The sequence below is a fragment of the Chitinophaga deserti genome (assembly GCF_003149455.1).
GTDB lineage: Bacteria > Bacteroidota > Bacteroidia > Chitinophagales > Chitinophagaceae > Chitinophaga > Chitinophaga deserti.
In genome coordinates this window covers 287,452-313,863 of record NZ_QFFK01000004.1, presented here as the reverse complement: position 1 = coordinate 313,863, position 26,412 = coordinate 287,452, and the positions used below count along the sequence as shown (strand labels likewise).

Here is a 26,412-nt window from a genome sequence, read left to right as displayed (position 1 = left end):
GAAACATGAAAATCGTTCTCTTCACCGCGCTGGCATTACTGGCGCTGTTACCTCCGGCCCAATCGCAAAATACCCGCAGACCCAACATCATCCTCATTATGGTGGACGACATGGGGTATTCCGACATCGGGCCTTATGGTTCCGAGATCCAAACGCCTAACCTCGACCGGCTGGCCCGCGAAGGCCTTAAGCTGCGGGAGTTCTACAACAACTCCATCTGCGCCCCTACCCGTGCCTCACTAATGACCGGGCAGTTCAACCACCGCGCCGGTATCGGTTACTTCGATGTAAACCTCGGTCTGCCTGCTTACCAGGGCTATCTGAACCGCTCATCGCTCACATTGGGTGAGGTACTGCAGCAGGCGGGGTACACCACCCTCATGTCGGGCAAGTGGCATGTAGGGAACGATTCCCTCAGCTGGCCCAACCAGCGTGGCTTCGACCGCTTCTATGGATTCATAGGCGGAGCCAGCAACTTCTTCGACATAGGATCGTATGCCGATAAAGCGCCGCCGGTAATGCTCGTAGAAAATAATAAACCCGTACGCCTGAAACCGGGGCAATATCTTACCGACGAAATTGCAGGGCATGCCGTGCAATACCTCGATGAGCAGAAGGATTCCAGGAAACCCTTTTTCCTCTACGTGGCTTACAACGCCCCGCACTGGCCACTGCAGGCGCAGCCGGAAGACATTGAAAAGTATAAAGGCAGGTACAGCATCGGCTGGGACTCCCTCCGCGCGCAGCGCATCGCACGCATGAAACAGATTGGTATCATAGCACCCAATGCAACGATAGCTGCAGACCCTGAAGTACCGCGCTGGGAAAGCCTGACGTACGACGAAAAGAAACTATGGGAAAAGAAGATGGAAGTTTATGCTGCTATGATCGACCGGCTGGATCAGGGCATCGGAAAGATCCTCGACAAAGTGAAAGCCCTCAAGCAGGACGACAATACACTCGTTGTATTCATCTCCGACAACGGCGCACAGGGCGGCTTCATCCCCTTCGGAAGGAAGCGCCAGCGAAACAGCGGTCCCATCGGTACTGCAGGCTCCTACGACTACCAGGAGCAAAGCTGGGCGCATGTATCCAACACACCCTTCAGGGCATATAAGGCTACGGCGTATGAGGGCGGAATCAGTTCCCCGCTCATAGCATGGTTCCCGGGTAAGATTGCAGCGGGCACCACTGCACGTGGTACTGCACACCTGATTGATCTGGCGCCTACCTTCTATGAAATTGCCGGGGCGAAATACCCCACCGTTTATAAGCAGGTAACATCGCATCCGCTGGCAGGTACCAGTCTTGCAGGCCTCTTCTTCAACCAAAAGGAAATCGAGCGTAAAACACCCCTCTTCTGGGAGCGTGCCGGCAACCGTGCGGTACGCAGCGGTAAATGGAAACTGGTATCATCCTACCCTGCCAATAAATGGGAATTGTATGATATAGAAACCGACCGTGCGGAAACCAATAACCTCGCTGTGCAAAACCCCGGTATCGTGAACGAGCTGTCTGCCGCATACGATAACTGGGCGAAGAATAACGACGTGGTGGAGTATGAAAAGATCAAGCCTTCAGGCCCTTCCGGTTTCGCAGGCCCATTCCAGAACCAGCCCGCTGCCGGCAGCAGGCGCTAAAACAATGCAACATCCAGATGAAAAAAACATGGCTATCATTGGCGGTGCTGCTGTATGCCGCGCCGCTCTTCTCCCAGCAACAACCTAAAAAGCCCAATATCATCCTCATTATGGTGGACGACATGGGCTATTCCGACCTCGGCAGCTACGGCTCCGAGATACGCACCCCTAACCTCGACCGGCTGGCAAATGAAGGATTACGGTTACGGGAGTTCTACAACAATTCCATCTGCGCTCCCACCCGGGCATCCCTGCTTACGGGGCAATACCAGCATAAGGCAGGTGTAGGGTATTTTGATGTAAACCTCGGCCTCCCTGCTTACCAGGGTTACCTCAACCGCCAGAGCCTCACTATCGGTGAAGTGCTCCGGCAGAATGGTTACAGCACATTGCTGTCTGGCAAATGGCATGTGGGGAACGATAGTACCTCCTGGCCGGTACAACGCGGCTTCGACCGCTTCTATGGTGTGATCGGCGGTGGAGCTAATTACTTTGACCCGGAACCCATGCCGCTGGGTGGCCGTGAATATCCGGTAGTATTGCTTGAAAACAATAAACGTGTGAAGCCTAAAGCAGGCAGCTATTACTTCACGGACGAGATTACCAGTCATGCCGTGCAGTTCCTCGATGAGCAGCACAAGTCCGGCAAACCCTTCTTCCTCTACCTGGCTTATACCGCGCCTCACTGGCCGCTGCAGGCTTTACCGGAAGATATTGCCAAATACAAAGGCCGGTACAACATCGGATGGGACTCCCTCCGTACAGAGCGCCTCGCCCGCCAGCGCCAGCTGGGGCTGCTGGCTCCCAACCAAACCATTGCCGCCAGAGATTCCAGCGTACCGGATTGGGATAACCTCACCTATGACCAGCAGCAGCTATGGACCGCCAAAATGGAAGTGTTCGCTGCTATGGTAGACCGGATGGACCAGGGCGTAGGGCAATTGCTCGCCAAACTGAAAGCTCTTGGAGAAGATGACAATACACTCATCGTGTTCATCTCCGACAACGGCGCTCCGGCAGAAGATGTGGCCCATTGGGGTCCTAAAGCGGGGCGGAATACCGGTCCGGTAGGTACTGCAGGCTCTTTCGAGTCGCAGGGCAAAAACTGGTCGTATGTGTCCAATTCCCCTTTCAGGGCTTTTAAGAACAATATGTATGAGGGTGGCATCAGCAGTCCGTTTATTGCCTGGTTCCCTGGCAAAGTGCCGCAGGGCACCATTGCAAAGGGAACGGCGCACCTTATCGACCTGGCCCCTACCTTCTACGACGTAGCAGGAGCGAAATACCCTGCCAGCTATCAGGGCGTTTCGCCTAATCCCCTGCCGGGTGTGAGCCTATCCAAACTGCTGTTCAGCCAGCAGGAAATCAGCCGGGAGCAACCCATCTTCTGGGAACGTGCCGGTAACCGTGCCGTGCGTAAGGGTAAATGGAAACTGGTTTCCGGCTACCCGCAATACCGCTGGGAGCTGTATGATCTTGAAAACGACCGTGGCGAAACCATTGATGTGGCACAGCAAAACCGCCAGGTGGTAAATGAATTGTCGTCCGCCTATTTCCAGTGGGCGGAAAAAACGGGCGTAGTACCCTACGACCAGATAAAGCCGGCATCCGTATTAGGAACCCCTTCTGCCCGGCAAAGCAGGTAACGATTGCATCCGGGCTTTTCATCTGCGGCCTGTCTTCCCCTTCACCGGGCGGAGGCGGGCCTTCTTCATTAGTGGCTATGGAAAGAATTGACTAATTTCACTTCAGATTGAATAGAAGTATTTAAGCCCTTTACCATGTCCTGCATCCCTACACCCGGCAGCCCGATAAGCTGCGCGTACCATGAAATAACGTATGAATCGAAACAGCACAATATAACCCCACGGCCGTGCGCCTTGCATGGCCGGACCATAGGAAACGATAACGAACAATAAGGACCCCAAAAAAAGTATCCCGTTTACCGGAAACGAACGAACATGTCTATTAACGAATTGCATCTCCATGGCACGCGCAGCCAGTCAGTCAACAGCGTGCCCGGCCTCGACCATCAGGCTACCTATCTGCTAACCGGTGCAGCACGCGGCACGCAGGAAGAGCATATCATCCCCGTTACGGATGAGCACATCCTTTCCATTACGCTGGACGATGATACCGTATGGTTCTGCGACCCTCCTTCGCTGGAAGCTCTCTTCCCCGGAACGGCCGTACAGCAGCGCGACGGCAACACCTTTTACCGCCTGCCCGCCACCTTATCATCCGACCTCCCGGAGCGGGGCGTAATGCCCATGCTGGCCGTTAAACTGCTGGAGGTGTTCGTGAAGAAAGCGGCCGCTCCCGCCATCCGCGATCTGGCAACAGAACTGGAGAACCGGCAAACAGATGAGCAGTTAGGGTTATTCATCGTTGCAGATGATTTCACATTACACGAATGCACCCTGATCGCAGGAGAAAGCGCACCTTACCTGCTATTCCTCCATGGCACAGCCTCCAGCTTTGCAGGGGCTTTCGGGGACCTGCGTAACACCGATATCTGGCAAAGCATGCGCAGGATGTATGGGCCGAGGATACTGGCCTTCCAGCACCGTACGCTTACCCGGTCGCCTTTGGAGAACGTGGCAGAGCTGGCGGCATTACTGCCGGAAGGCGCTGAGCTGCATGTAGTCACCCACTCCCGCGGCGGATTGCTGGGAGATATCCTTGCCCGTTATTCCGGAAGTAAATCCCCCGGCTTTCATTCCCTGGAAAAAGAATACCTCGCCAAACATAAGCGCGTGGCTGACATGGCCGCCATTCAATTACTGGATCATACCCTTACCGCCAAAAGCATCCGGGTCGCTAAAACCGTAAGGGTGGCATGCCCTGCCAGCGGTACCTTACTGGCTTCGAAGCGGCTGGATCATTACTGCAACGTGATCATGAACCTGCTGGGTATGGCTACTGGTTTCCATCCGGTGTACCAGGCGTTTAAGGCATTACTGGGCGCACTGGTGGCTGCCAAGGGAGATCCGGAGGCCTTACCCGGACTGGAAGCCCAGCAGCCCGCTTCCCCCTTCATCCGTGCGCTGAACAACCCCGAACCTGCCACGCTCATCGATTCCCCCTTATACATCATTTCAGGCCAGAGCCGTATTGGCGCCAGCTGGCGCGGATTAACCGCCATCCTCGGCAAACTGTATTTCCGCACCGGCAACGATCTGGTGGTGGATACCGCATCCATGTACAACGGCGCAAGGCGGATGCCGCATCATGTGCAATACTTCCTCGATCAGAGCGGAAACGCCAGTCATTTCAATTACTTCTCCAACAACGGTACCGCCTCCGCACTTTTACTGGCGCTGCAGTACAATGGCAATGCCACTGTAGCCGGATTCAGTACCGGCGCACAGATGGAAGGCGATGCACTGCGCACAGGTATTGCCGCAGGCGGTAAGCTGATCAGGAATAAGCTAACCGGGCAAAAACCTGTTGCCATCCTTTTACCGGGCCTGTTAGGCAGCTGGCTTACCGATGGCAGGCAAACCCTTTGGCCAGATTATCAGGCTTTGCTGAAAGGAGGACTTACGGAACTCTCCATGCAAAACGAAGGCATTGTTGCCGACGCTATTCCGGCATCTGCATACAGTCAGCTGGCAGATGCACTGTCAGATACACACGACGTACTCACCTTCCCCTACGATTGGCGCCGCTCACCCGTAGAAACGGGAACTCTGCTGGCGGAAAAGGTGCAATCCCTAATTCAGGAAGGCCACCAGGTTCAACTGGTAGCCCATGGCACTGGCGGCCTCCTCGTGCGGGAGCTGGTATACCGCCATCGGGAAAAATGGAAAGCATTACGCGCGCAGTTCCCCTGCAGCGCACTGCTGCTGGGCAGTCCACTGGGAGGCAGTTACAGAATCCCTCAATTACTGTTTGGAGAAGATGCAGTGATCCGCCAGCTGGCAGGGCTCGATCTCCATCACTCCACCGCGGAATTAACAGCAGTATTTGCCGGGCTGCCCGGCCTGCTTTGCCTGTTGCCTTTTTCAACACAACAAACTGATTATGCCCTCCCAGCCACCTGGGATAAACTCCGCACTGCCCTGCACAGGCCCGGATGGCCCCTGCCTTCTGAAGAACACCTTGCCCTGTTCCGGCAATACCGGGATGATGTGATGCAGGGCATGCAAAACTGCAGGACGGATGGTATCGCCTATATAGCCGGCCAATCACCCGCAGGCCACCTCACACCCGACGGGTACCGCATGGAAGCAGACGGGCGCCTCACCTTCACCGGTACAGCTGCCGGAGACGGCAGTGCTCCCTGGGCCGACAGTTTACCCGGTTCCTTCACTGCTTCCCGGGATGTATATTTCACCGATGTGCCTTACGGCGCGCTCCCCTGCGATAAGCGCCTCTTTACCGCCATCAAGGAAATATTACGTGCAGGCGCTACTACCCTGCTCCGTAACGATCCGCCGGTGGTAAGAGGTATAGGAAGCAGCCAGCCCCAGAAAGCCGCCGTATCGTTCGGTCTCTCTCCCGAAAACCTGGAGCGTTCCATGCTGGGCCTCCCGCAAGACACCGTATACCGCGAAGGTGCGGTGCCTGTTACCGTTTCTCTCAGCAACGGTGATCTGAAATTTGCAGCGCACCCGGTACTGGTAGGGCACTTCCTGAACGACGGACTTTTCTCCGCTGAAAAATCTATAAACAGATATCTGCAGGGAGAACTGGCCAGGCGCCATGGCCTGGGTTTATATCCCGGAGAAAACGGCAGCAGCGAAACCTTTATCGTGGAAAAGCCCGCTCCTTTCAAAGGAGCCATCGTAGCCGGACTGGGAAGGCAGGGAGAACTAACGCCCTGGCTGCTGGCGCAAACCGTGGAGAAAGCTGTACTCAAATATCTTTCGATATTTAACAGTCCGATTGCGGTGCCGGAATCCGTGGCAACCAATAAACGTACAGTAGGCCTCAGCACACTTGCCATAGGTTGCGGTTACGGCGGACTAAGCGTGGAAAGCGCCGTACGCGCCGTGATCACCGGGGTGCAGGAAGCCAATGATAAGATCCGCGATAACTACGACAATGCCGTCACCATTGGCGAAATAGAATTTATAGAACTCTTCCGCGACCGTGCCATGAGCTGCTTTATGGCTATTAACCATATTGCGGAAGAAGAGAAGCAACAGCTGCATGTGCTCTGGAAAAACCGCGCCATCGTGAAGCGCCCCGGCAGCAGGGAGCGTATGCTGATCGATAATACCAGCGACTGGTGGACGCGCATACAGGTGCGGCAGTTGAACGACGGAGAGAATGCAGACGGCAATGGAGGGCTACGCTTCACCATGTCTACCGACGCAGCGCGGGAAGAAGAGCGCATCCTGCACATTTCCCGAAGCAGTATACTTTCCCTGCTGAATACCATGAGCGGACAAAACCGCTGGAATCCCCAGCTGGCAAAGTCGATCTTTGAAATGCTCATCCCCAACGATTTTAAAGAGCAGGTAAAACGACAAAGCAACATCAACTGGATCGTGGACACGGAAACTGCAGCATACCCATGGGAACTGCTGCAGGATGCATTGACGGACACACTCCCCCTCAGTGTAAGCGCAGGCATGGTGCGGCAGCTGGCCACCCGCGACTACCGCATCCGCATTAATCCCGTAGTATCGCGCACCGCATTAATCGTAGCAGACCCCGACCTGAAAGGCACCTGCAGCCAGCTCCCCGGCGCCCGGCACGAAGGGGCCAAAGTACAGCAGCTGCTGGAAGCACAGGCTTACAATACCTGGCCATTGCTCAATGCATCAGACGCTGATATCCTCTCTACCCTCTTCGCACGCGATTACAAGATTATTCACCTCGCAGGGCATGGCGTGTTCGATACAGAAAATATCCTCAAAAGCGGGATGCTCATTGGGGCAGATACCTGCCTGAACACTTCCCATCTCCACCAGATACCAACCGTTCCGGAATTCGTATTCGTGAACTGCTGCTTCCTCGGGGCAATGGATAGCGGCGCGGAAAGCCTGCACCAGCAAAGGTATCAGCTGGCCGCTAACTTCGGTACACAGCTCATCAACAATGGTGTACGCGCAGTAATCGTGGCCGGATGGGCGGTAGATGATGCAGCCGCACTGGATTTTACAGAGAAGTTTTATGAAGGGATGTTTGAAGGGAAAGCATTCGGCGATGCCGTGAAAGCAGCCCGCAGGCATATCTTTGACCTGCATGGCCACCGCACTAATACCTGGGGCGCTTACCAGTGTTATGGCGATCCGTTTTATGTGATGGAACCGCGCGGCCACGCCGCACAATCGTATGGACCGCTGCTACTGGCGGATGATGCAGAAATACTGTTATCCAACATCCTCTCCACCCTCGACCTCGGTGATGGTGATCCGCAATATACTTTAAGACAGGTGGAAGATATCTGCCGACGGGTAGATGAGAATAAGATCCGCACCCCTGCCATTACTGAGCTGGAGGCATTGCTGTATGCCAGTCTAAAGGAATACGCACCTGCCATAGGTCTGTTTACGCAGTTACTACAGGCAGAGCCGGCCAGTTTTTCAGGGGCTACGGTGGAAAGATATTGCGCCGTGCGGCTCGCACACCTTATGCAGCAATACCAGGCAAACGAAGCCTTCCATACCGATCCCCTGCAAAGAGAAGTCTTCCGGCAACAAACGGATCACATCATCAGCGATATCAGCTTCCTGCGCAATATGGGTGCTACGGCGGAAAGGCTGCACCTGCTGGGAAGCGCTTATAAACGCAAGGCATTCCTCAGCGAAGGCAAGGCTAAGAAAGCGGCATACAGGGCATCGGCAGATTGCTACCGCGAAGCGGCGGAGGTTAACGCCAACAGTACCAAAGCGTATAGCCTGGGCTATTACTACCTCGTGCAAAATGCCTTAACGCTCACCGGTGCAAAAGGTCCTTCTAAATCCATAACGGAAGGTGCCCTCCGCGATATACTGCAAGCACACCGTCAACATACCACAGACCCGCTCGACGGGCAGGCGTACCGCAAATACATGACAGAAGCGCATCTGCTGCTGGGGCTGCATTTATTACACCCCACAGCCACCGGGTTCACTGAAGTGGAAACCGCATACCGGAACGCATCGCAGCAGCCATCACACCCTGCTATAAAGCAGGCCGATGCAGGACTGTTCGACTTCCTCTGCGATGTGCTTTCTCTTGCAGGTAAAAGCAGGCAGGCCCGCGTGGCGCAGGCGAGGGAGCAATTAGATCAGTTGCGGAAATGGATACCCTGAGTCAGGCTTTTTTAGAACGCATGGCTTTGGTGTGTTGCAGCTTCGCATCTTTACTGAAGCGCTCGTATTCCGGCGTGCCTTTGGCATAGATGGCAATGCGGCCCTCTTCATCGTAATGAATGCCCCAGCCATAGCGTTTGCCCAAGGGTGATGCGCGCAGGCAGGCACGGCCAATCTGGAAATATTCGGAACGGCCGTCTTTACGGGCCTGGCCTTTGAGGCCTTCCTTATCGGCGTACTGGTTGTAAAGGATATCGTCGGAAGTGTATTGATAGGGATGCGCCATGATCATATCGAACTGATAAGATGCGATCGTTACTTTATCACCTTTGGCGGTGGGTACTTCGCCTTCTGCAGCCGGACAATCATCCGCCACTTCGATGAAAGTATTAAAGTAATTGGTAGTTTTCATGGTGGTAATAGTGCAGTGTTTACTTTTTATTGCTTTTTATGCTGTGCCCAAATTTAGGAATATTGATCCTTTGTGCGCTGTAAATACCGGAATGCCCGCTAAAGAAATATGCCATGAGGCAGGCCGCACCAAAATACACGACATGCTCCGCGCCAAACAGCTCCACGCCCATGAGTGTACAGGCAATAGGCGTATTAGTGGCCCCGGCAAATACAGCGATGAAACCGATGCCCGCCATAAGATCGATGGGGGCGCCGGAATAAACTGCTATAGTATGGCCCAGTGTAGCGCCGATAAAGAACAGCGGCGTCACCTCTCCCCCTTTAAAGCCCATACCAAGCGTTACCGCAGTAAAAACGATCTTCCACAGCCAGCTGAAATCATCCGCTCCGCCTGCTGTAAATGCATTCACGATGGAAACACCTTCCGGAGCAGCAGCATATACGCCAAGGCCGAGATAGTCGCGCGTACCAGCCAGATAAGTTAATGCGATCACGATGCAACCACCGGCAAAGGGAACCAGCCAGGGTGCACCGGAAAAGAGCTTTCCCGAGGTATCCTTAATCTGGTGAATAAGGAACGAAAAGAAACGGCTGGCAAGACCAAATGCGGCCCCTGCTGCGAGTACCTGTGCCAGCAGCAGCCAGCTGAAAGTAAAGGGAAAGGAGATGCTGTAATGTGTATGCCCGATTCCTAAGAATAGACAAACCTGGTCGGAAAGGAATGCGGCGAAGGCACAGGGTATCAACGCCTTAAAATCTTTCATACTCCCGATGGCCAGTACTTCCAGCGCGAATACTGTTCCGGCTATGGGTGTTCCGAATACAGCCCCGAAACCACCGGCAATACCCATCATGAGAATAATACGCGTATCTTCCTCATCCATCCCCATCCATTTTCCAATACGCTGGGAAAGGCTCCCGCCCATTTGAACTGCAGTACCTTCCCGGCCGGCAGAGCCGCCGAAGAGATGGGTAATAAGGGTGGTGATAAGCACCAGCGGCGTCATCCGCAAGGGTACTCCCCCACCCGGCTCATGGATCTCATCAATAATGAGGTTGTTTCCCGCGCCGGCATTTTTGCCGTATCTGCTATACATCCACCAGATGAAAATCCCGGCGAAAGGGAGGCAATAGAGCAGCCAGGGATTGTCGATACGGGTGCTGGTAACCAAATCTAATAAAGCAAGGAATAAGGCTACTGCCAAACCGGTTGCCAGTGAAACAGGGATGGCTATCAGCAGCCAGTATGCGGGGAAAAATCCGGATTTTAAATTAGCGGGGAAATTTTTAATACTCATACCTACAAATAGTTGATGCCTCCGGCCATAGCCGGTTAATATTTGCAGGCGCCATCAGCTGTTGTGCAGCGGTTTGGTTCAGGAAGACACCATTTCCTGTTTTGATCTCATGCAAGGTATGGAATTATCCCCGGCCAGTCAAGTCCCTACACACGGTTAGGCACACCCAGCGCTTCCCGCACTGCAGGCGCCACCCGTGTACCGAACAATTCAATACAACGCAGCACTTTCTCGGAAGCAATGTATCCTTTCACCAGCTGGCCAAGGAAACGGGTATGCCCGAATAGCTTATGCTGGTAGAGTATCTTATCCGTCACTTCCTGTACGCTGCCTACAAACAGCGGGCCATCGGGCAGGCGGAGGTATTCGAACTGCTCACGGGTAATGGGCTGCCAGCCACGGTCGAGCCCCACACGGTTCATGAGTGCTTCATAAGAAGGCCAGAATTCATCGGCCGCCTGTTCGGAATTTTCCGCGATATACATCTGGCTGTTGATTCCGAACTGCAGTTTAGACAAATCATGCCCCGCTTCCTGTGCCGCTCGCTTATACAGCTCCATAAAAGGTACAAACTGTGCGGGCCGCCCGCCAAGGATAGCCACGATCAACGGCAGTCCCAGCTTACCTGCCCGCACTGCGGAAGCAGGCGTACCACCCGCCGCAACCCATACCGGTAAAGACGCCTGGTATGGACGGGGATATACGCCACGGTTGGTTACCGGGGCGCGGAATTTACCTTTCCAGGTAATGATTTCGTTTTCATTGATCTCCAGCAGCATCTGCAGCTTCTCGATATACAGCTGGTCATAATCGCTGAGGTTATAGCCAAACAGTGGGAACGATTCGGTGAAGGAACCCCTTCCAGCCATGATCTCCGCACGGCCGCCGGATACAAGATCCAGTGTGGCGAAGTTCTGGAAGGTACGCACGGGATCTGCAGAACTCAGCACCGTAACGGAGCTGGACAGCCGGATGTGTTCCGTTACAGACGCAATACCTGCAAGGGCTACTTCAGGGGCGGAAATGATAAAATCGGGCCGGTGATGCTCCCCGAGGGCAAACACATCCAGCCCCGTTTGGTCGGCCATACGGGCTTCCGCAATAAGTTCCTGCATAGCGAGGAAAGACGCGCGGGCTCCGCCTGCCACACCTTCCGGCCTGATTTCTCCGAATGAGCTGATTCCTAATTCCATTGTTCCGGTTTGAACTGCAAAAATACGGCAATGTCTCCAGCAATCCCCTGCCGGTGACCTGAAGGTAAGTGGTACAACATCTAATCGCGCGCCACACCCTGTTTAAAGAAAACGACATCCGGCCATGGGATACCATTACATGCTAAACAACTAAAAAGCCTCCCGCATACCGGGAGGCTTTTTAAATAGCTTGTTGCGATTCAGTAACGGAATTATTGCTTGTGTTCCATCCCTACCATCCACTGGATGCCGAACTTATCGGTAAACATCCCAAAGGAAGGGCTCCAGAATGTAGGTGCGAGCGGCATGGTTACTTTACCTCCGGCGGAAAGGCCATCGAAAACACGTTTGGTTTCCGCATCATCGGCTGTAGTCAGGGAAATAGCGCTGGCGTTGCCCTGGTTCACCGGGCCCCAGGCCGGCGGACAGTCGCTGCCCATCAAAATGTTGCTGCCTACGGGTAAAGCCACATGCATTACCAGCTCAGCGTCTTTAGGGTCTACCTTGTGCTCTTCGGACGGCGGCTGATCTTTCATACGCATAATACCCGGAGGAGCGAATTCGCCGCCCAATACGGATTTGTAGAACTCGAATGCATCCGCGCAGGTGCCGTTGAAATTGAGATAAGGATTCATTTGTGCCATGATAGCAGGTTTTATGGTGTAAAAGTAGGAATAACCGTATCCTCCAGCACCTGTGCCGTATATCCATACCGGCGCATCAGGGCTATCACCGCTTCCGCATCCACCGGGCCAGTCTCCCGGCATACGCGTAGGATGCGGTCACAGTCTTCCAGGTCGAAGTTGGCCCGGCAGCCGTTTAGCTCCTGCACAATAGCAGTAATAAGCTGCCGGGCGGTTGCTGACGAAGCTACGTCGGTTTTAAAGACTTCTACCATGTGGAGGATTTGATAACGCAAAAATAGTCTTCCGGGTTCATAAGTACGGGGTGCAAAAAAGGCAAAATACGGGGTGTATTGCGCCAATTATTTCACTTATTTTTGAATTATGAAGCACATCTCCATCCTCGTTCCCCAGGGCGCAGTAGCACTGGGTTGTATAGACGGCTCCAACCGCGTATTCTCGCAGGTCAACGACGTTCTCCTACAGTCAGGGGAAGATCCGCTGTTTACCGTACAAATGGTAGGCATGAACAGCGAAGCACAGGTGTACGACAAGTTCTTCACCGTTAAGCCGGACGCTACCATCTCCGATATCCGCAAAACGGACCTCATCATCATCCCCGCCGTTAACGGCGATATGGATGAAGTAATTCACACCAACAGCGCATTCCTGCCCTGGATCAGGGAGCAGCATGCAAACGGTGCGGAAGTGGCCAGTCTTTGCGTAGGCGCATTTATTCTGGCAGCAACCGGACTGGTAGATGGCAAGAAATGCTCCACCCACTGGCTGTCTGAACCCATTTTCCGGGATATGTTCCCCAATGTGGAACTGGTACCCGACCGTATCATCACCGATGAGCAGGGCACGTATTCCAGCGGAGGCGCCAATTCCTTTTTCAACCTCCTGCTTCATCTTGTTGAAAAATATACCAACCGTGATATGGCCATCCTGCTGTCGAAATATTTCGCCATTGAAATAGACCGCAGCAGCCAGAGCGCTTTCATTATGTTCACCGGACAGAAAGACCATCCGGATGATTCCGTACGCGATATTCAATCCTATATTGAAGAGAATTTCGCGGAGCGCATAACGGTAGACCAGCTGACATCGCATTTCGCCATCAGCCGCCGCAGCCTTGAAAGGCGCTTCAAGAAAGCCACGCGCAATACGGTTACCGAATACATTCAAAGGGTGAAGATAGAAGCGGCAAAGAAAGGCTTCGAGACCAGCCGTAAGAATATCACTGAAGTGATGTTTGAAGTAGGCTATTCCGACAACAAGGCCTTCCGTACCCTCTTCAAAAGAACCACCGGCCTCTCCCCGGTTGAATACCGCAAAAAGTACAACCGCAACGTTCCCATGCCGGCGCGTTACTGATGCATTTGCCATTTTTAAGTATCTTGTAACCCGAAACCATTCACACAACATGCAATTTCATTATCCCAGCACACCTCCTCCCGCCCATCTGCTGTAACTGCAGATGATCATCCGGCGATTATTATGAATGGCTGCCCATCCGGTGCAGCATGATCCCGCTATTCCCGCAAGGGTTGTCTGATACAGCATTTCCCGCTCATTAACAGGCGCGGCTTTACCATGCCCGTCTATTCCTCATTTCCGGCTTTTGAGCCGGAGCATCACCTGTATCCGGGATGTACCGCATCCCCCAACCCGAAAACAATGACCAGATATATGCTCATGGTATTTGCCGGCGCGTGCAGCTACGGCATGCTCTCCACATTCGTTAAACTCGCCTACCGCGAAGGTTATGGCCCTGCACACATTGCCTTCCTGCAGGCTTTGGCGGGCATGTGCGTGCTGTGGATCATCTCCCTGCTGTACGAAAAGGTGCGCTTACGGCTCAGCTGGCAACTCCTGGCCACCGGCGCATCCATCGGCCTTACTTCTTTTGTTTATTACGCCTCCGTTCAATACATCCCCGCTTCGCTGGCGATTATTTTACTGATGCAGTTCGTATGGATGGGTATACTGCTCGACTGGCTCCTTTTCAGCCAAACGCCCACCCGGCGTCAACTCCAATGCATTGCCCTCATTCTCACCGGCACACTCCTATCCTCCGGCATACTTTCCACCCTGCAGCCCGGCAATGCAATACAGATACAGCCCGGCTTCCGCACGGGTGTAGTGCTGGGATTGCTTTCCGCCCTGCTGTATGCAGTGTTCATCGTGGCCAACAGCCGCACGGCAAAGGATGTACCGCCGGTACGGAAAAGTGCTGTGATGATGACGGGGGCCGCTATCGCCATTGCCATTGTAAATGCGAAAACGCTGGCCTTTAACCCATCACCTGGTAACAGTATCCTGAAATGGACGGCCTTCCTGTCTCTATTCGGCACCATTATACCGCCATTGCTTTTTGCGAAAGGCATCCCGAAGATCGGGGCAACAATGAGTGCGCTGGTAATGTCTGCCGAACTGCCCGTTGCAATCCTGTGCTCCAGTATATTGTTGCAGGAAGAAGTGACGCTCCTGCAATGGTGCGGCGTGGCACTGATGCTGCTGGCCATGGCGCTGCTGAAAAAGAAGGAATAACTGAAATGCGGAACGGCCACCAGGAGGTGGCCGTTCCTATTATAGAAAACAGTTACAGGTACGTTATTGCGCGTTGCGGATAGAATCTTTCCGTTGCTTTTCTGCTTCTTTCTCCAGACGTTCCTGCTCTTTCCGCTCTGCTTTATCACGGCGGCGGAAGAAGCCACGCAGCAGGAAGTTGTGCTGCAGTGCTTCCATATTCTCATCCAGCTTGTAAGTACTTGATTGCAGGTTTTGAATAGTGGTTTTGAGCGACTGTGCTGTTTTCTCATCGTTCAGCAACAGGCCTGCCGGCGTTTTAGTGCTTTGCAGGTTATTGTTCACACTGGCACTGGCAGATTGCAGGTTATTCATCACACTATCCATGCGGTTGGCGGCGGAAGCGATTTGTCCGCTCGAGGCACGCAGTTTTGAAAACACTACCGTATCAGAGATCAGGTCGTTACTCAGCGAGCCTTTGCGTTGCAGCTTGGAGGTGTAATCCGTAAGGTTCTCGGTGATGCGGCTGGTGTTCTGCGTAGTGCGCTGCAGGCTGGCGATGGCGCCTTTCAGATCGTTGTACACCGTATCGCTGGAGATCAGTTTGCCAAGGGAACCTTCTCCTTCAGCGATCTTCTTCGTAATGGTTTTCAGATTACCGGTGATCTCTACAAGGCTCTTATTGTTTACCTGCAGGGTTTCCATGATCTCATCGCTGCTGATGGAGGTGGCCACGGCAATGGTATCGCCGTCTTCCACAGGAGGCACGCCGGCAGTACCGCCGGTGAGGGCAATGATCTTGTTACCTACCAGCCCGTCGGAGCTTACCTTAGCGGTCACATCCTTATGAATGAAATCGCGGGAGCGTTTCTCAATTTCCATGCGCACCTGTATACGGTCGTGCCCCAGGAAGCTGATGGATTTGATGGTGCCCACCTTTACGCCGGAATACCATACGTTGTCTCCTTTGGCGAGGCCGCCGATATCGTGGAACACGGCAATGACGCCGAGGCTGGACATGAAGGATTTCTTTTGTCCGCCGAGGATGAGGATCCCCGATAAGAAAATGAGCATACCGACAAATACAAATATGCCTACAATGACCCCTCTTTTTGTGCTTTTATCGTTCATGGCTTACTGAATGAAATTGTAATCGTAAAATTCCCGGATCAGCTCGTCGTCGTTCTCGGAGAACACTGCGTCGAAATCCCCTTTCCGGATGAATGCACCTTCTTTCATTACCGCGATCTTATCACCTGTGGCGCGTGCGCAGGTAAGGTCGTGCGTGATGATGATGGAACTGGTTTTAAATCTTTTCTGTACTTCGTTGATAAGTGAATTGATTTCTGTGCAGGTTATAGGATCGAGGCCGGCAGTGGGCTCGTCATACAACATGATCTCGGGCCGCAGGATAAGGGTACGGGCAATGCCAATACGCTTACGCTGGCCGCCGGAGAGCTCTGCAGGCATCTGGTTGATTGTTTGCGACAGGCCTACCGCATCCAGCACGATATCAATGAGCCGGCGGCGCTGGTCGGCCGACATTTTAGGATTGTTCCGCTTAAGCGGGAAGGCCAGATTTTCACTGACGGTCATACTATCGTACAGGGCGCCGTTCTGAAAGCAGAAGCCTATTTTAAGCCGCAGTTCGCGCAGCTCGGCTGATCCCAGTTCGGGAACTTCCTGCCCCAAAACGTTGACGGTTCCGGCATCGGGCTTCAGCAGGCCTGCAATGATCTTAATGAGTACCGATTTCCCCGTTCCCGAACGCCCCAGTACCACGATGTTTTCGCCCTTATACAGGTCGAGATCCACGCCGCGCAGCACATGGTTGCTTCCGAAGGATTTGTATAGCCCCTGGACGCTGATGACTTTATCGTTCCAATCTATTTCTGGCGTAAATGGTTTCATACGTTGTTTTTACCGGATAGAGTTCACGATCTGTACGATCAATACCTCTTCGATGAATATAAGGAACATGGATATTACTACGGATACGTTGGCCGCCTTTCCCACACCCGTGGTGCCCTGCGAGGCATTAAAGCCCTGGTAGCAGCTCACCACCCCTATCGTAAATCCGAAACAGACGGATTTGATGAAGGACGAGGCCAGGTCGAGAAAGGATATATTGGCGAAGGCCTTGTTCAGGAAGGCGATGAAACTGGTTTGTTCGTTCAGGTGAATATCGAGATACGAACCCATCATACCCACCACGGCAGTGTAAGACATCAGCAGCGGGAGGCACACGGTACAGGCGAGGATGCGGGTTACCACGAGGTATTTGAACGGGTTGATGGCCGATACCTCCATGGCATCGATCTGTTCCGTCACTTTCATGGATGCCAGCTCGGCCCCGATACTGGAACCTACCTTTCCCGCACAGATGAGCGCAGTAACGAGGGGTGCTAGGGCACGTATTACGGCGATGCTGATAAGGGAAGGCAGCCATGAGGTGGCACCGAACTCCGCAAGGGAGGGGCGGCTTTGCTTGGTAAATACGAGACCGGTGATGAACCCGGTAAGACTGATCAGTGCGAGCGATTTATACCCAACCATGAAACACTGGCGGATAAACTCCTGTACTTCCAGCGGGGGCCGCAGCACTTCCCGGAAAAAGCGGATGATAAATCGGAAAACATCGTAAATGCTCAGAAAGAAAGCATCTACCTTACTGGAAATGAGTGGCTTTTCCGGTTGATCGTTCGGTTCCATGTGCTGCATTTTATCCAATACTATTACAAATTCAGGTGTCGATTTGTTAACATCCGTTTTCAATCGCAGGCAAATGTCATGCCTGTTGTCAGGGTTTTACTGATTTACCGCTTTTTGCGGACAATTTAGCCGCTTCGAGAATGCGGACCACCATCACGTTGTTTTCGAGGGAATAGAGGCTCCAGGGAGCTACCTTTTCCCTGCCGCGCACTACCGCGGCCAGGTACACGAAGGGGTCGGTAATCACCTTCGCTTCCTGCGGGCTGATGGTACGCTGCTCCTGCCTGCCGTTGGTATTACGGAGCACCAGCGTGGCAGCCTCCGGTGCTGAAATAGCGCCCTTGTCTCCATACAGTTCCATATCCTTCCGGTTGAAGGTCCAGTTCCAGGAAGCCTGGATAACGGCCTGTGCATTGCCATAATCTACGATAATGGTAGCATCATCATCTACTTTAGGGTAAACTTTGGGTTTAAACTGCCGGGTTACCGCGGTAACAGACACCGGCGCTTTATCTTTCATCAGTGCCGTCATGATATTGGCACCGTAGCATCCGAAATCTACCAGGGCGCCGCCTCCGTTCAGCACGGGGTCAGTGAGCCAGGCCAGGAACTCCTTACTGCATCCGATCTCTTTAGGCCCCTGGTGGCCGTGGTTGAAACGCGCCATGCGGAGGGTACCGGTTTGGTTACTATCCAAAGAAAGCTGAAGGGATTTATGGACCGATGGGTACCAGCTCGTTTCGTAATTCGTGAGCAGGAGGATGCCGTGCTTCCGGGCCAGCGTTTCCATTTTTCGGGCATGGGTAAGACTGGCAGCCAAAGGCTTCTCCACCATCACATGCACCCCCCTTGGTGCCGCCACTTCCGTAACTTCCAGATGGCTGAATACCGATCCGAAAGCCAGTACTGCTTCGGGCTTTACTTCATCCAGCAGGGCCGGGAGATTGCGGTGGAACATGGAGGCGGGGATCTTATACTGCCGGGCTGCGCTGGCGGCAAGGGCCGTATCCGGCTCCCAGATACCGGTGATGATAACGTCTTTCTTTTCCATCCGCCCTAATATCCACCCGGCATGGCCGTGGGATATGCCTGCTACCACAACTCTTAAAGGAGCATCCTGCACGCTGATGGGAGCCTGCTGGGCATGAACGGCAGGTTTCAGGAAAGAAACACTCAGGATCAGGAAGAATATAGGCCGTAGCTGCATGGCATGGTGGGTTTGTGAGGACAATATCTGTAAAAAATGTAACATTCTTCTCTCCTGCCCCGTTTCAGTTACAATTCCTTAACCTGTTACCACCGCTTATGAAAGTATTTTACTCCCTTTCTTTCCTTACGTTCTTAGTGCTGACGGCATTCACATCGTGCCGGAAATCCAATCCCATATTGTCTGCAACGGTAGAGGGGATACTGCGGGAAGCAGAAACAAAAGAGCCCTTGGGCAATGTTAAAATCCGGCTTCAGCAATGCCCCCGCAAAGGAGCGCAGGACTGTAAAGTAATACAGGAAACCCTCACCAGGCCCGATGGCACTTTCAGCTTCACTTACAAAGGCCGTAAAAAAACTGATTATTATCTCACCATAGCACAAAGCGACTCTCTTAAATCAGACACCTACAAAGCAGCAACGCACCCCGACTGGGAGAAGTACCAGGTTCAGATGACAGCATTCAAACTGGCCAAAACCAACTTGCATCTCATAATCAGGAAGAATGCATTTAAAGGTCCTGTTTGGGTAAGTCCTTATCAGTTGCGTGCCGGAATACATGATACGACATTCACTTTCTTCGGCCATCCGGATTATTCAAGGGTTATCACAGTAGCAGTAATGGATTCGGTGGCAGGTTATGTTCGCGGACAAAAAGTGACGCTGACCTTCTCCCGCGATCAGACCAATTCCGTTACGCACGAAATCGCTGACATGCTGTTATTACCCAAACTGTAATCAACCAAAAACATGCACACCCATTCCTTTATCAAAGCGACCTTTCTAACAGCGGCTATTCCGGCTCTGCTTACCATTGGTGCCTGCCGCAAGGAGACCAATCGCACGCTGATTAATGGCTCCGCGGTTGAATCCTTGACCGGTAAGCCTATCCCCTACGCCACCATTATACTCCTGCATGCACGGGATGCGAACGACCCTAAGTTTCTGGTCTGGAAAACAACCAAAGCCAATGCAGAAGGAAAATTTGAGTTATCCTATTTCAATCAATATAACCGTCCGCTCAGGTTACAGCTTCAATCGAATGACAGTGTAGTTCACCACCCGCCGGTTACACTTCATAGATCTTCGGTTGATAGTATAAATTTGTATGCATCGCGCCGATACCCTTCCCGGCTTCACGTGATAGTCAGGAAAAACAACCTCGGACCTCTTCATGTTTTCAATAAAAATTTCCCGAAAGGCCCTGCTGATACCATCTTAACATTTTGGGGCGCTATGCATCAGACATATAAGGTGCAGATTTCAGCATACGATAATATTCTAAAGAAATTCCGTGGACAAAGAGTACCGATCGCTTTCGATTCCGTTTACCGCGAACCGGTTAAAGTTGATATCCCGGACATGGAACTGCAGCCAGTTTTGAATTGACGCATAACCCTGTCCCGAAACAAACCATGGCAAATTTTTAAACCGTGAAGTGGAAGATATGATGTTGTTGCCGGTAACTAGATGACGTAATATTATTAGCAGACCATCTTTCCAAATCATACACATGAAAAAGTATGTAACCTTCCTCCTGTTATCTGGCCTTTCCATCATCATCCTTTCATCCTGCCGGAAGAAAGATCCCAAGGTGGAAATGGCAGTATCCGGAACGCTCATGAATTTTGAGGACGATTCCGTAATCCCGCATGCCACTGTGATACTCAGGCAATGTAAAGATGCCTACGGAGGCTGGCCCATTTGCCATACCAGCATGCAGACTACAACAGATGCAGAAGGCAGGTTTAGTTTCCGGTACAGGGCCAATATGAAATACACTTATATGGTTCAGGCCCCACTCAACGATAGTATCATTACCAGTCCGGCAGAATACATACAGTTAAGCCATCAGAATAACTTAAAAGTATACGCCACCCGGTACTATCCTTTTAAACTGCGCCTTATTATCCGCAAAAACGATGTGCAGCCACTTTTCTTCGACAACGTCATTAAAATAAATAAGGGCCCGCTGGATACCGTAATGACCATGTGGGGGAAACCTGGCATTACCTATTCCAGGCGCGTAACCATCTACGACAATACCGCCAAAATGTGGCGCGGCCGCTCAATACCCATGAAGATTGTAACCGGTAATTATGGAACAACAACCGTGGAGATACCCGATATGATGCTGGAACCGGAAATACGCTGATCCATTGACCATTTAACTTTCAGATATAAAAAAAGGAGCCTCCACATGGAGGCTCCTGCTGTTATTGCATAGTTCGTCAGGTTCAATATCTGTCCCAGAACGGGGGCGGTTCAATGCCGAGGGAACGGAGGTACACATACCCCTGCCCACGGTGATGGTTCTCATTATCGAGGAAATAGAACCAGGAGCCGTACATAGGCTGTTCCCCATAGCCGAAGGCGTTTACTACCTCATTCCAGCGCTCAACGGGGATCTGGGGCATAATACGGTCAATTTCTACCGTAACATCATCCCACAGTTGCAACAGCTCCGCTTTAGTAGCCGGAGGAGTATAATCTTTCACGCGGGAGGAAATCGATTCGGTGGTAGCCTCGTCCCAGTTATTGGTGAGGAAGCCGTTAATACCTTTTGCTGCAATCAGCGTCAATTCCATGGCCATAGTGGCAAAGGGGCGCATGCCGCCGATGCTGTATTCATATAACTCCTTTTCAGGAAAAGCATCGATCACACGGCGGGTAAGACCACGGTGGCCCTGCCAGTGGGCACGGATCTGTTCGGGTGTTAATACGGAGGCCGCAGCCTGGATAGTAGTGTTCATATAGTGATGGTGTTTTGTTTGTTGATGCAAAGCAACACCGGGGTTGTGACAACCTTATGTCAGCAGAAAAATATCTTTTTTTTCTTTTTTCCTGCTGACACACTGTTGTCATTTCGGGGTAGGACCTTTGACTTAACAAACAAAAAAACCAAGATTATGCAAACCGCTTTCGCTACCGCACCCGCCACCATGACTGTATCCACCCTGCTGCAGGACTTCGCCAATTATAACCTCTGGGCCAATACCACGCTCACCAACTGGCTGCGTACCAAGCCCGATGAGAATATGACCATTACCATCCCCTCCAGCTTCAGCAGCATACGCGCCACCCTGCTGCACATCTGGGCCACGGAACATTACTGGCTGTCTATGATCTGCCAGAAAGAATATAACCCGATCGATACCGATCATTATGAAGGAGATTTCGAATCTATCCTCGACGGACTGCTGGAAACCTCCGAACGCCTCGTTGCCTTTACCGATACGCTGGAAGATGATGCCGCCACCGGCGAACTGTTCTACGACTCCCCCTGGGTAAAAGGCTTCCGGCCGCTGGTGCAGTACGGGCTCCACGTTTTCAACCACAGTACCTACCACCGCGGGCAGATCGTGACAATCGGGCGCGGACTGGGATATAAAGATGCACCAATGACCGATTTCAACTTCTATAATTTCTTTGCGAGATAAGGCGCTTTCACGCCAAAGGCCGGGGCGCTCCTGCGAAAGGGGCGCCCCGGCGCGTTATACCCCTGTGCCCGCAAACAAGACAGTAATTACATTAACAGGGGCATTTGCGACAGGCGGGTTTCATGCCATCATTCCGTACCATTACATATCAATGCGTTAGCTAATTAACACCCTCATAATCATACAAATATGTTGGTGTGGCAGGTCGGATCTGCGCCAAAAAGAGGGGTGTTTTGTGACAGGGTAATCCATTAACTTTACCAGCGTTAATGCACAAAACACCATGAAAACTGTTTCCCTCGTCATTTATGAAGAAGCCATCCTCTCGGCCATTGCCGGCGTGCTGGATGTGTTTGAAGGCGCAAATGCGCTATCGGTTCAGGCGGGCAAAGAGCCTCCCTTCAAAGTGGAATTGGTGAGTGAGAAAGTGAAACACATACAGCTGAATGTACCCGCCCTGTTTTTCTGCTATAAATCCATGGCAGATGTAAAAGACACCGACCTTGTGATTGTACCCGCCTTTCACGGCCGGCCCGACCAGGTACTGGCCAAAAACGCAGGCATCGCCCCCTGGCTGTCGGACATGCGGAATATGGGCGCCGAAGTAGCCAGCCTTTGTTTAGGCAGTTACTTCCTTGCCGAAGCCGGCCTGCTGAACGGTAAAACCTGCACCAGCCACTGGCAGGCCATCCCCGACATGCAAACCCGCTACCCCGATGCCAAAGTACTGTCAGACAAAGTGATTACCGACGAAGACGGTATTTACACGAGCGGAGGCGCATTTTCCAGCCTCAACCTCGTGTTGTACATGGTGGAGAAATTCTGTCATAAAGAAATGGGCGTGGCACTCAGCAAGATCTTCTCCATCGACATCGACCGCGTGAACCAGGCGCACTTCATGGTGTTCCAGGGGCAGCGGCGGCATGAAGACGATCAGATCCTCCGTGCACAGATGTACATCGAAGAAAACTATCACCTGCCCATATCGGTGGAGCAGATTGCGGAGAAGTCGAGCATGAGCAAACGCAATTTCATCCGCCGGTTTAAAAGTGCTACCAACAATACCCCCTTAGAATATCTGCAGCGTGTTAAAATAGAATCGGCCAAGAAGGCCCTCGAAAGCAATGCCCAGAACATCAGCAGCCTTATGTACGACGTAGGCTACAACGATCTCAAAACCTTCCGCAGCGTATTCAAAAAAGTAACGGGCCTCACTCCCCAGGAATACCGGAGGAAATATTGCCGTACCGTAGTGTAGGTTATTTCACCTGTCCGTTCCACTCCCGGTAAAACTGTGCGAGGTACAGTTCCATAAAGGCATGGCGCTCTTCGGCGAGGGCTTTGCCGGTGGGGGTATTCATCCTGTCTTTCAGCAGGAGTAATTTTTCATAGAAATGATTGATGGTGGGGGAAGCCGAAGTTTTATAGGCTTCTTTCGACATGTGCATGTCCGGCGCAATTTCCGGATCGTACAGCGCACGGTTACGGAACCCTCCGTAATTGAATGCCCTTGCGATGCCTACCGCCCCCAAAGCATCGAGCCGGTCGGCATCCTGTACCACAGCCAGCTCGGCCGACCAGTACGTACGTGCCTCATTACCGCCTTTAAACGATATATGCCGGATGATCTGGGTTACGGGTTCAATTACTGATTCATTGACGCCCAATCCGCGCAGGAAGGCCTCAGCTTTAGCCGGCCCTATCTCCTCATCCCCGCCATGAAACTTTGAATCTGCGATATCGTGGAGCAGCGCCCCCAGCTCTACCACCAGTGTGTCCACTTCTTCATGCAGCGCAATCTGCCGGGCCTGTTGCCATACCCGGTAAATATGCCACCAGTCGTGCCCCCCTTCGGCGCCGGCCAGTTCCTGTTTCACATATGCCACCGTGGCGTTGATCACGGTCTGGTTCGTTGATTCCTGCGTTGTCGTCATCCGGATAAAAAATTAGTGCTGCAATATAACGAAGATCCTTTTCCCGGATATACGCATCCTTCTTCCCTGTATACTGAATGTCAACGCTATCCTTATTGTATACATAAGCTGTCAATAAAACGTATATATCCCGGGGTTAAGCCGCAGATAAGCCGCCCTTATATAGGGGCGGCTTATGGGCGGGATATGGGCGGCTTATAGGCGGCTTAAGGGCGGCTTATCTATTCCGGAAATATGCCTTATTTACGGAATAAGCTGCCCTGAACCATGCCGGAAGGATGCCGGTGAACCAGCCTGAGCCTGCACAATTATGCACATAAATAATTTTATTAGTTGACAGTATTTTACAGTATGTTTTCAGGGTTTCTGCCGGAGGCTGTTCCGCTTTCCGGAGATTCGTATCTTTAAGAAATATCATCTTATCCCCCTCAACCCTGCTTATATGCGCTTATGCCTTGCCCTGTTCCTGCTTCCGGCAGTTGCTGCTGCCCAATCTCCCGTAAAACGCACTTACCGGACCGGCGAACGGTATAAATACCAGCTGGAAACTACCGCTTACCGTAATGGCACTTTAAACGCCGTAACCGTTGCCGTTTGTGAGATCACCGTTGTGGACAGTGCCGGGGTGCCCTGGGAAGAAGTGCGCTGGCTGTCTAACCGCAGCATTGCAAAAGGAGATACAACAGATCATACGGCCGATGCACTGGCTACACCGGCTTACCGCATATCGCTGCACGACAGCGGGGCCTTACCCATGCCTCCCCTGCGCAATGCCGCAATGACCGGGGCAATTACGGATTTCAACACTTTCTATGTAGCCGTGGGTAAACAATCCCGCGCTACCGAACTCGTGCGCCCTGGTATGCGGCTGGCCAAACATTACCCGGTTAAAGGAGATTTTGCCAATGGCACTACCATTCTCAAAGGAGAAGACTGCCTCCAAATTTCCGTGGCAATGACGGGGCTCGGCAAATCCACGATACGGCTTCAAACTGATTTTATGCCGCCGGCGGTTCCCTGCCTGCAGTTCCTGTTGCCGGGCATGGAAAAGCCCGTTGCCGGAGATACGCTCAACAACTTCCAGATGCAATTCCCCGCCGGGCAGGGCCTGATGAATTTCCAGTATGGCAGGGAGTATTTTATCATCCGCAGTACACTGCAGCGTAAAGGCGGGTATATCCGCGAAGCTGTGATGGAAAACGGATTAAAGCTGCAGCTTAAACTGAACTGTAAGGAAGATGGTACCGCCTGCGCGCGGGAAGTGCCGTTTGAAATTTACCGCGAAGTGCGCCTGAAACGCATCATGTAGGAGAAATATAAAACTTTGCAAAATTATGTAACACTTCTGCCGAAGCGGTCGCCTACATTTGTGGAGCATGAAGAAATTCCTCACTGTCATACTGGCCCTGCTCTACGTGAGCACTTCTACCGGCGCCACTTTCCATATGCACTACTGCATGGAAAAGCTGGTGGACGTGAGCCTCTGGCATGATGAGGAAGCACATGAATGCGGCGACTCCTGCTGCAAAAAGTGCTGCAAAGATGTACACCACACCGTTAAGCTCGAGAAAGATCAGCAGGTAGCCGCCAAGGCCGTGCAGGATATGCTGGCCGTTTCCCAGGCCATCGCCTTTCCCGTAGCCACCTTACCGGTGTACGAAATCCCTTCCCCCGCGCCTGTGGCAGCAACCGCTCCCCCGCCCCTGCCGCCTGTTCCCGCGCATATTCTCCACTGCCATTTCCGGATCTGATACCGGTTCCCCTAACCGTTTCGTATCAATAACCAACCCGATCCGATTTTACAACATTTCAAATCACCCATCATGAAAAAGATCCTCTCTTTCTTAGCCCTTCCTTTGTCCATATTCGCCACGCAAACTGCATTTGGCCAGTCAGTAAAAACCGATTCGTTCACCGTTTCCGGTAACTGCGGGATGTGTAAAAAACGTATTGAAAAAGCAGCATTGATCCCCGGTGTAACCAGCGCCGTATGGGATGTAAAAGCAAAAACAATGACCGTGAAATATGATTCGGCCACTGTTAAGAAAGATGATGTACGGAAAAAGATTGCACAGGCCGGGCACGATTCCGGTCCTTTCAAAGCAACCGATTCCGTATACCAGAACCTGCCAGGCTGCTGCCGGTACGAGCGTAACTAATAAATCCCTTT

24 protein-coding genes and 1 riboswitch are annotated in these 26,412 nt (G+C 52.5%); of the genes, 13 read left to right on the top strand and 11 right to left on the bottom strand.

Translation table 11 applies throughout. The features are described 5' to 3' along the window. The first annotated feature begins 5 nt into the window (after positions 1 to 5). The 3 genes from DEV76_RS11065 (at position 6) to DEV76_RS11055 (ending at position 8,890) form a co-directional block, all read left to right on the top strand. The gene (locus DEV76_RS11065) at positions 6 to 1,640 is read left to right on the top strand and encodes an arylsulfatase (protein ID WP_109697966.1); all 1,635 of its coding nucleotides are present in this window, start codon (positions 6 to 8) and stop codon (positions 1,638 to 1,640) included. Between the two features lie 17 nt (positions 1,641 to 1,657). Continuing rightward, positions 1,658 to 3,286, top strand: a complete 1,629-nt coding sequence (locus tag DEV76_RS11060; RefSeq protein ID WP_109697965.1) for an arylsulfatase — start codon at positions 1,658 to 1,660, stop codon at positions 3,284 to 3,286. A gap of 315 nt (positions 3,287 to 3,601) precedes the next feature. Then, entirely contained in the window at positions 3,602 to 8,890 is a 5,289-nt protein-coding gene (locus DEV76_RS11055) for a CHAT domain-containing protein (protein WP_109697964.1), read from the top strand. Between the two features lies 1 nt (position 8,891). Here DEV76_RS11055 and DEV76_RS11050 read toward each other — a convergent pair whose 3' ends face one another. From DEV76_RS11050 to DEV76_RS11030, 5 genes are all read right to left on the bottom strand, one after another. Then, positions 8,892 to 9,302 carry a DUF6157 family protein gene (locus DEV76_RS11050; RefSeq protein ID WP_109697963.1) on the bottom strand — a complete coding sequence of 137 codons (411 nt, stop codon included), beginning with the start codon at positions 9,300 to 9,302 and terminating at the stop codon, positions 8,892 to 8,894. A gap of 19 nt (positions 9,303 to 9,321) precedes the next feature. Further along, positions 9,322 to 10,602 carry a voltage-gated chloride channel family protein gene (locus DEV76_RS11045; protein ID WP_109697962.1) on the bottom strand — a complete coding sequence of 427 codons (1,281 nt, stop codon included), beginning with the start codon at positions 10,600 to 10,602 and terminating at the stop codon, positions 9,322 to 9,324. Between the two features lie 38 nt (positions 10,603 to 10,640). After that, a riboswitch (Fluoride riboswitch) is annotated at positions 10,641 to 10,708 on the bottom strand. A gap of 40 nt (positions 10,709 to 10,748) precedes the next feature. Beyond that, positions 10,749 to 11,795 (bottom strand): LLM class flavin-dependent oxidoreductase, encoded by a 1,047-nt coding sequence (locus tag DEV76_RS11040; protein WP_109697961.1) that lies wholly within the window; start codon positions 11,793 to 11,795, stop codon positions 10,749 to 10,751. 212 nt (positions 11,796 to 12,007) lie between these two features. Next, a complete protein-coding gene (locus DEV76_RS11035; RefSeq protein ID WP_109697960.1) occupies positions 12,008 to 12,439 on the bottom strand; it encodes a VOC family protein in 432 nt (143 codons plus the stop codon). A gap of 11 nt (positions 12,440 to 12,450) precedes the next feature. After that, complete coding sequence (locus DEV76_RS11030) at positions 12,451 to 12,693, bottom strand: hypothetical protein (RefSeq protein WP_109697959.1); 243 nt, start codon at positions 12,691 to 12,693, stop codon at positions 12,451 to 12,453. A 109-nt stretch (positions 12,694 to 12,802) separates the two neighbouring features. Between DEV76_RS11030 and DEV76_RS11025 the strand changes: the two genes are divergently transcribed. After that, entirely contained in the window at positions 12,803 to 13,795 is a 993-nt protein-coding gene (locus DEV76_RS11025) for a GlxA family transcriptional regulator (protein WP_109697958.1), read from the top strand. Between the two features lie 303 nt (positions 13,796 to 14,098). Then, positions 14,099 to 14,971: an EamA family transporter gene (locus DEV76_RS11020; RefSeq protein ID WP_198652030.1), complete on the top strand. Its 873-nt coding sequence runs from the start codon at positions 14,099 to 14,101 to the stop codon at positions 14,969 to 14,971. Positions 14,972 to 15,034: 63 nt separating this feature from the next. On the opposite strand, the gene DEV76_RS11015 is transcribed toward DEV76_RS11020, so the two are convergent. From DEV76_RS11015 to DEV76_RS11000, 4 genes are all read right to left on the bottom strand, one after another. Next, positions 15,035 to 16,024 (bottom strand): MlaD family protein, encoded by a 990-nt coding sequence (locus DEV76_RS11015; protein ID WP_232826931.1) that lies wholly within the window; start codon positions 16,022 to 16,024, stop codon positions 15,035 to 15,037. A 60-nt stretch (positions 16,025 to 16,084) separates the two neighbouring features. Then, positions 16,085 to 16,861 (bottom strand): ABC transporter ATP-binding protein, encoded by a 777-nt coding sequence (locus DEV76_RS11010; protein ID WP_109697955.1) that lies wholly within the window; start codon positions 16,859 to 16,861, stop codon positions 16,085 to 16,087. 9 nt (positions 16,862 to 16,870) lie between these two features. After that, on the bottom strand, positions 16,871 to 17,662 hold the full coding sequence (locus DEV76_RS11005; RefSeq protein WP_109698181.1) for an MlaE family ABC transporter permease: 792 nt from the start codon (positions 17,660 to 17,662) through the stop codon (positions 16,871 to 16,873). 88 nt (positions 17,663 to 17,750) lie between these two features. Next, complete coding sequence (locus tag DEV76_RS11000) at positions 17,751 to 18,869, bottom strand: Gfo/Idh/MocA family protein (protein ID WP_109697954.1); 1,119 nt, start codon at positions 18,867 to 18,869, stop codon at positions 17,751 to 17,753. Positions 18,870 to 18,967: 98 nt separating this feature from the next. Here DEV76_RS11000 and DEV76_RS10995 point away from each other — a divergent pair, with 98 nt between their 5' ends. The 3 genes from DEV76_RS10995 to DEV76_RS10985 all read left to right on the top strand — a co-directional run bounded on the left by DEV76_RS10995 (position 18,968) and on the right by DEV76_RS10985 (position 21,023). Next, positions 18,968 to 19,606, top strand: coding sequence for a hypothetical protein (locus tag DEV76_RS10995; protein WP_109697953.1), 639 nt, complete (start codon positions 18,968 to 18,970; stop codon positions 19,604 to 19,606). Between the two features lie 12 nt (positions 19,607 to 19,618). After that, positions 19,619 to 20,257, top strand: a complete 639-nt coding sequence (locus tag DEV76_RS10990) for a hypothetical protein (RefSeq protein WP_109697952.1) — start codon at positions 19,619 to 19,621, stop codon at positions 20,255 to 20,257. A 124-nt stretch (positions 20,258 to 20,381) separates the two neighbouring features. Then, positions 20,382 to 21,023 (top strand): carboxypeptidase-like regulatory domain-containing protein, encoded by a 642-nt coding sequence (locus tag DEV76_RS10985; RefSeq protein WP_109697951.1) that lies wholly within the window; start codon positions 20,382 to 20,384, stop codon positions 21,021 to 21,023. Between the two features lie 82 nt (positions 21,024 to 21,105). On the opposite strand, the gene DEV76_RS10980 is transcribed toward DEV76_RS10985, so the two are convergent. Continuing rightward, positions 21,106 to 21,621: a DinB family protein gene (locus tag DEV76_RS10980; protein ID WP_109697950.1), complete on the bottom strand. Its 516-nt coding sequence runs from the start codon at positions 21,619 to 21,621 to the stop codon at positions 21,106 to 21,108. A 156-nt stretch (positions 21,622 to 21,777) separates the two neighbouring features. Between DEV76_RS10980 and DEV76_RS10975 the strand changes: the two genes are divergently transcribed. Next, positions 21,778 to 22,308 (top strand): DinB family protein, encoded by a 531-nt coding sequence (locus DEV76_RS10975; RefSeq protein ID WP_109697949.1) that lies wholly within the window; start codon positions 21,778 to 21,780, stop codon positions 22,306 to 22,308. A 283-nt stretch (positions 22,309 to 22,591) separates the two neighbouring features. Beyond that, complete coding sequence (locus DEV76_RS10970; protein ID WP_109697948.1) at positions 22,592 to 23,566, top strand: GlxA family transcriptional regulator; 975 nt, start codon at positions 22,592 to 22,594, stop codon at positions 23,564 to 23,566. Between the two features lies 1 nt (position 23,567). On the opposite strand, the gene DEV76_RS10965 is transcribed toward DEV76_RS10970, so the two are convergent. Then, positions 23,568 to 24,242, bottom strand: a complete 675-nt coding sequence (locus tag DEV76_RS10965) for an HD domain-containing protein (RefSeq protein ID WP_109697947.1) — start codon at positions 24,240 to 24,242, stop codon at positions 23,568 to 23,570. Positions 24,243 to 24,684: 442 nt separating this feature from the next. On the opposite strand from DEV76_RS10965, the gene DEV76_RS10955 reads away from it, so the two are divergent. The 3 genes from DEV76_RS10955 (at position 24,685) to DEV76_RS10945 (ending at position 26,401) form a co-directional block, all read left to right on the top strand. Beyond that, on the top strand, positions 24,685 to 25,551 hold the full coding sequence (locus tag DEV76_RS10955) for a hypothetical protein (protein ID WP_109697945.1): 867 nt from the start codon (positions 24,685 to 24,687) through the stop codon (positions 25,549 to 25,551). A gap of 67 nt (positions 25,552 to 25,618) precedes the next feature. Then, on the top strand, positions 25,619 to 25,993 hold the full coding sequence (locus tag DEV76_RS10950; protein ID WP_109697944.1) for an HYC_CC_PP family protein: 375 nt from the start codon (positions 25,619 to 25,621) through the stop codon (positions 25,991 to 25,993). Positions 25,994 to 26,065: 72 nt separating this feature from the next. Then, a complete protein-coding gene (locus DEV76_RS10945) occupies positions 26,066 to 26,401 on the top strand; it encodes a heavy-metal-associated domain-containing protein (protein ID WP_109697943.1) in 336 nt (111 codons plus the stop codon). Positions 26,402 to 26,412 lie beyond the last annotated feature (11 nt).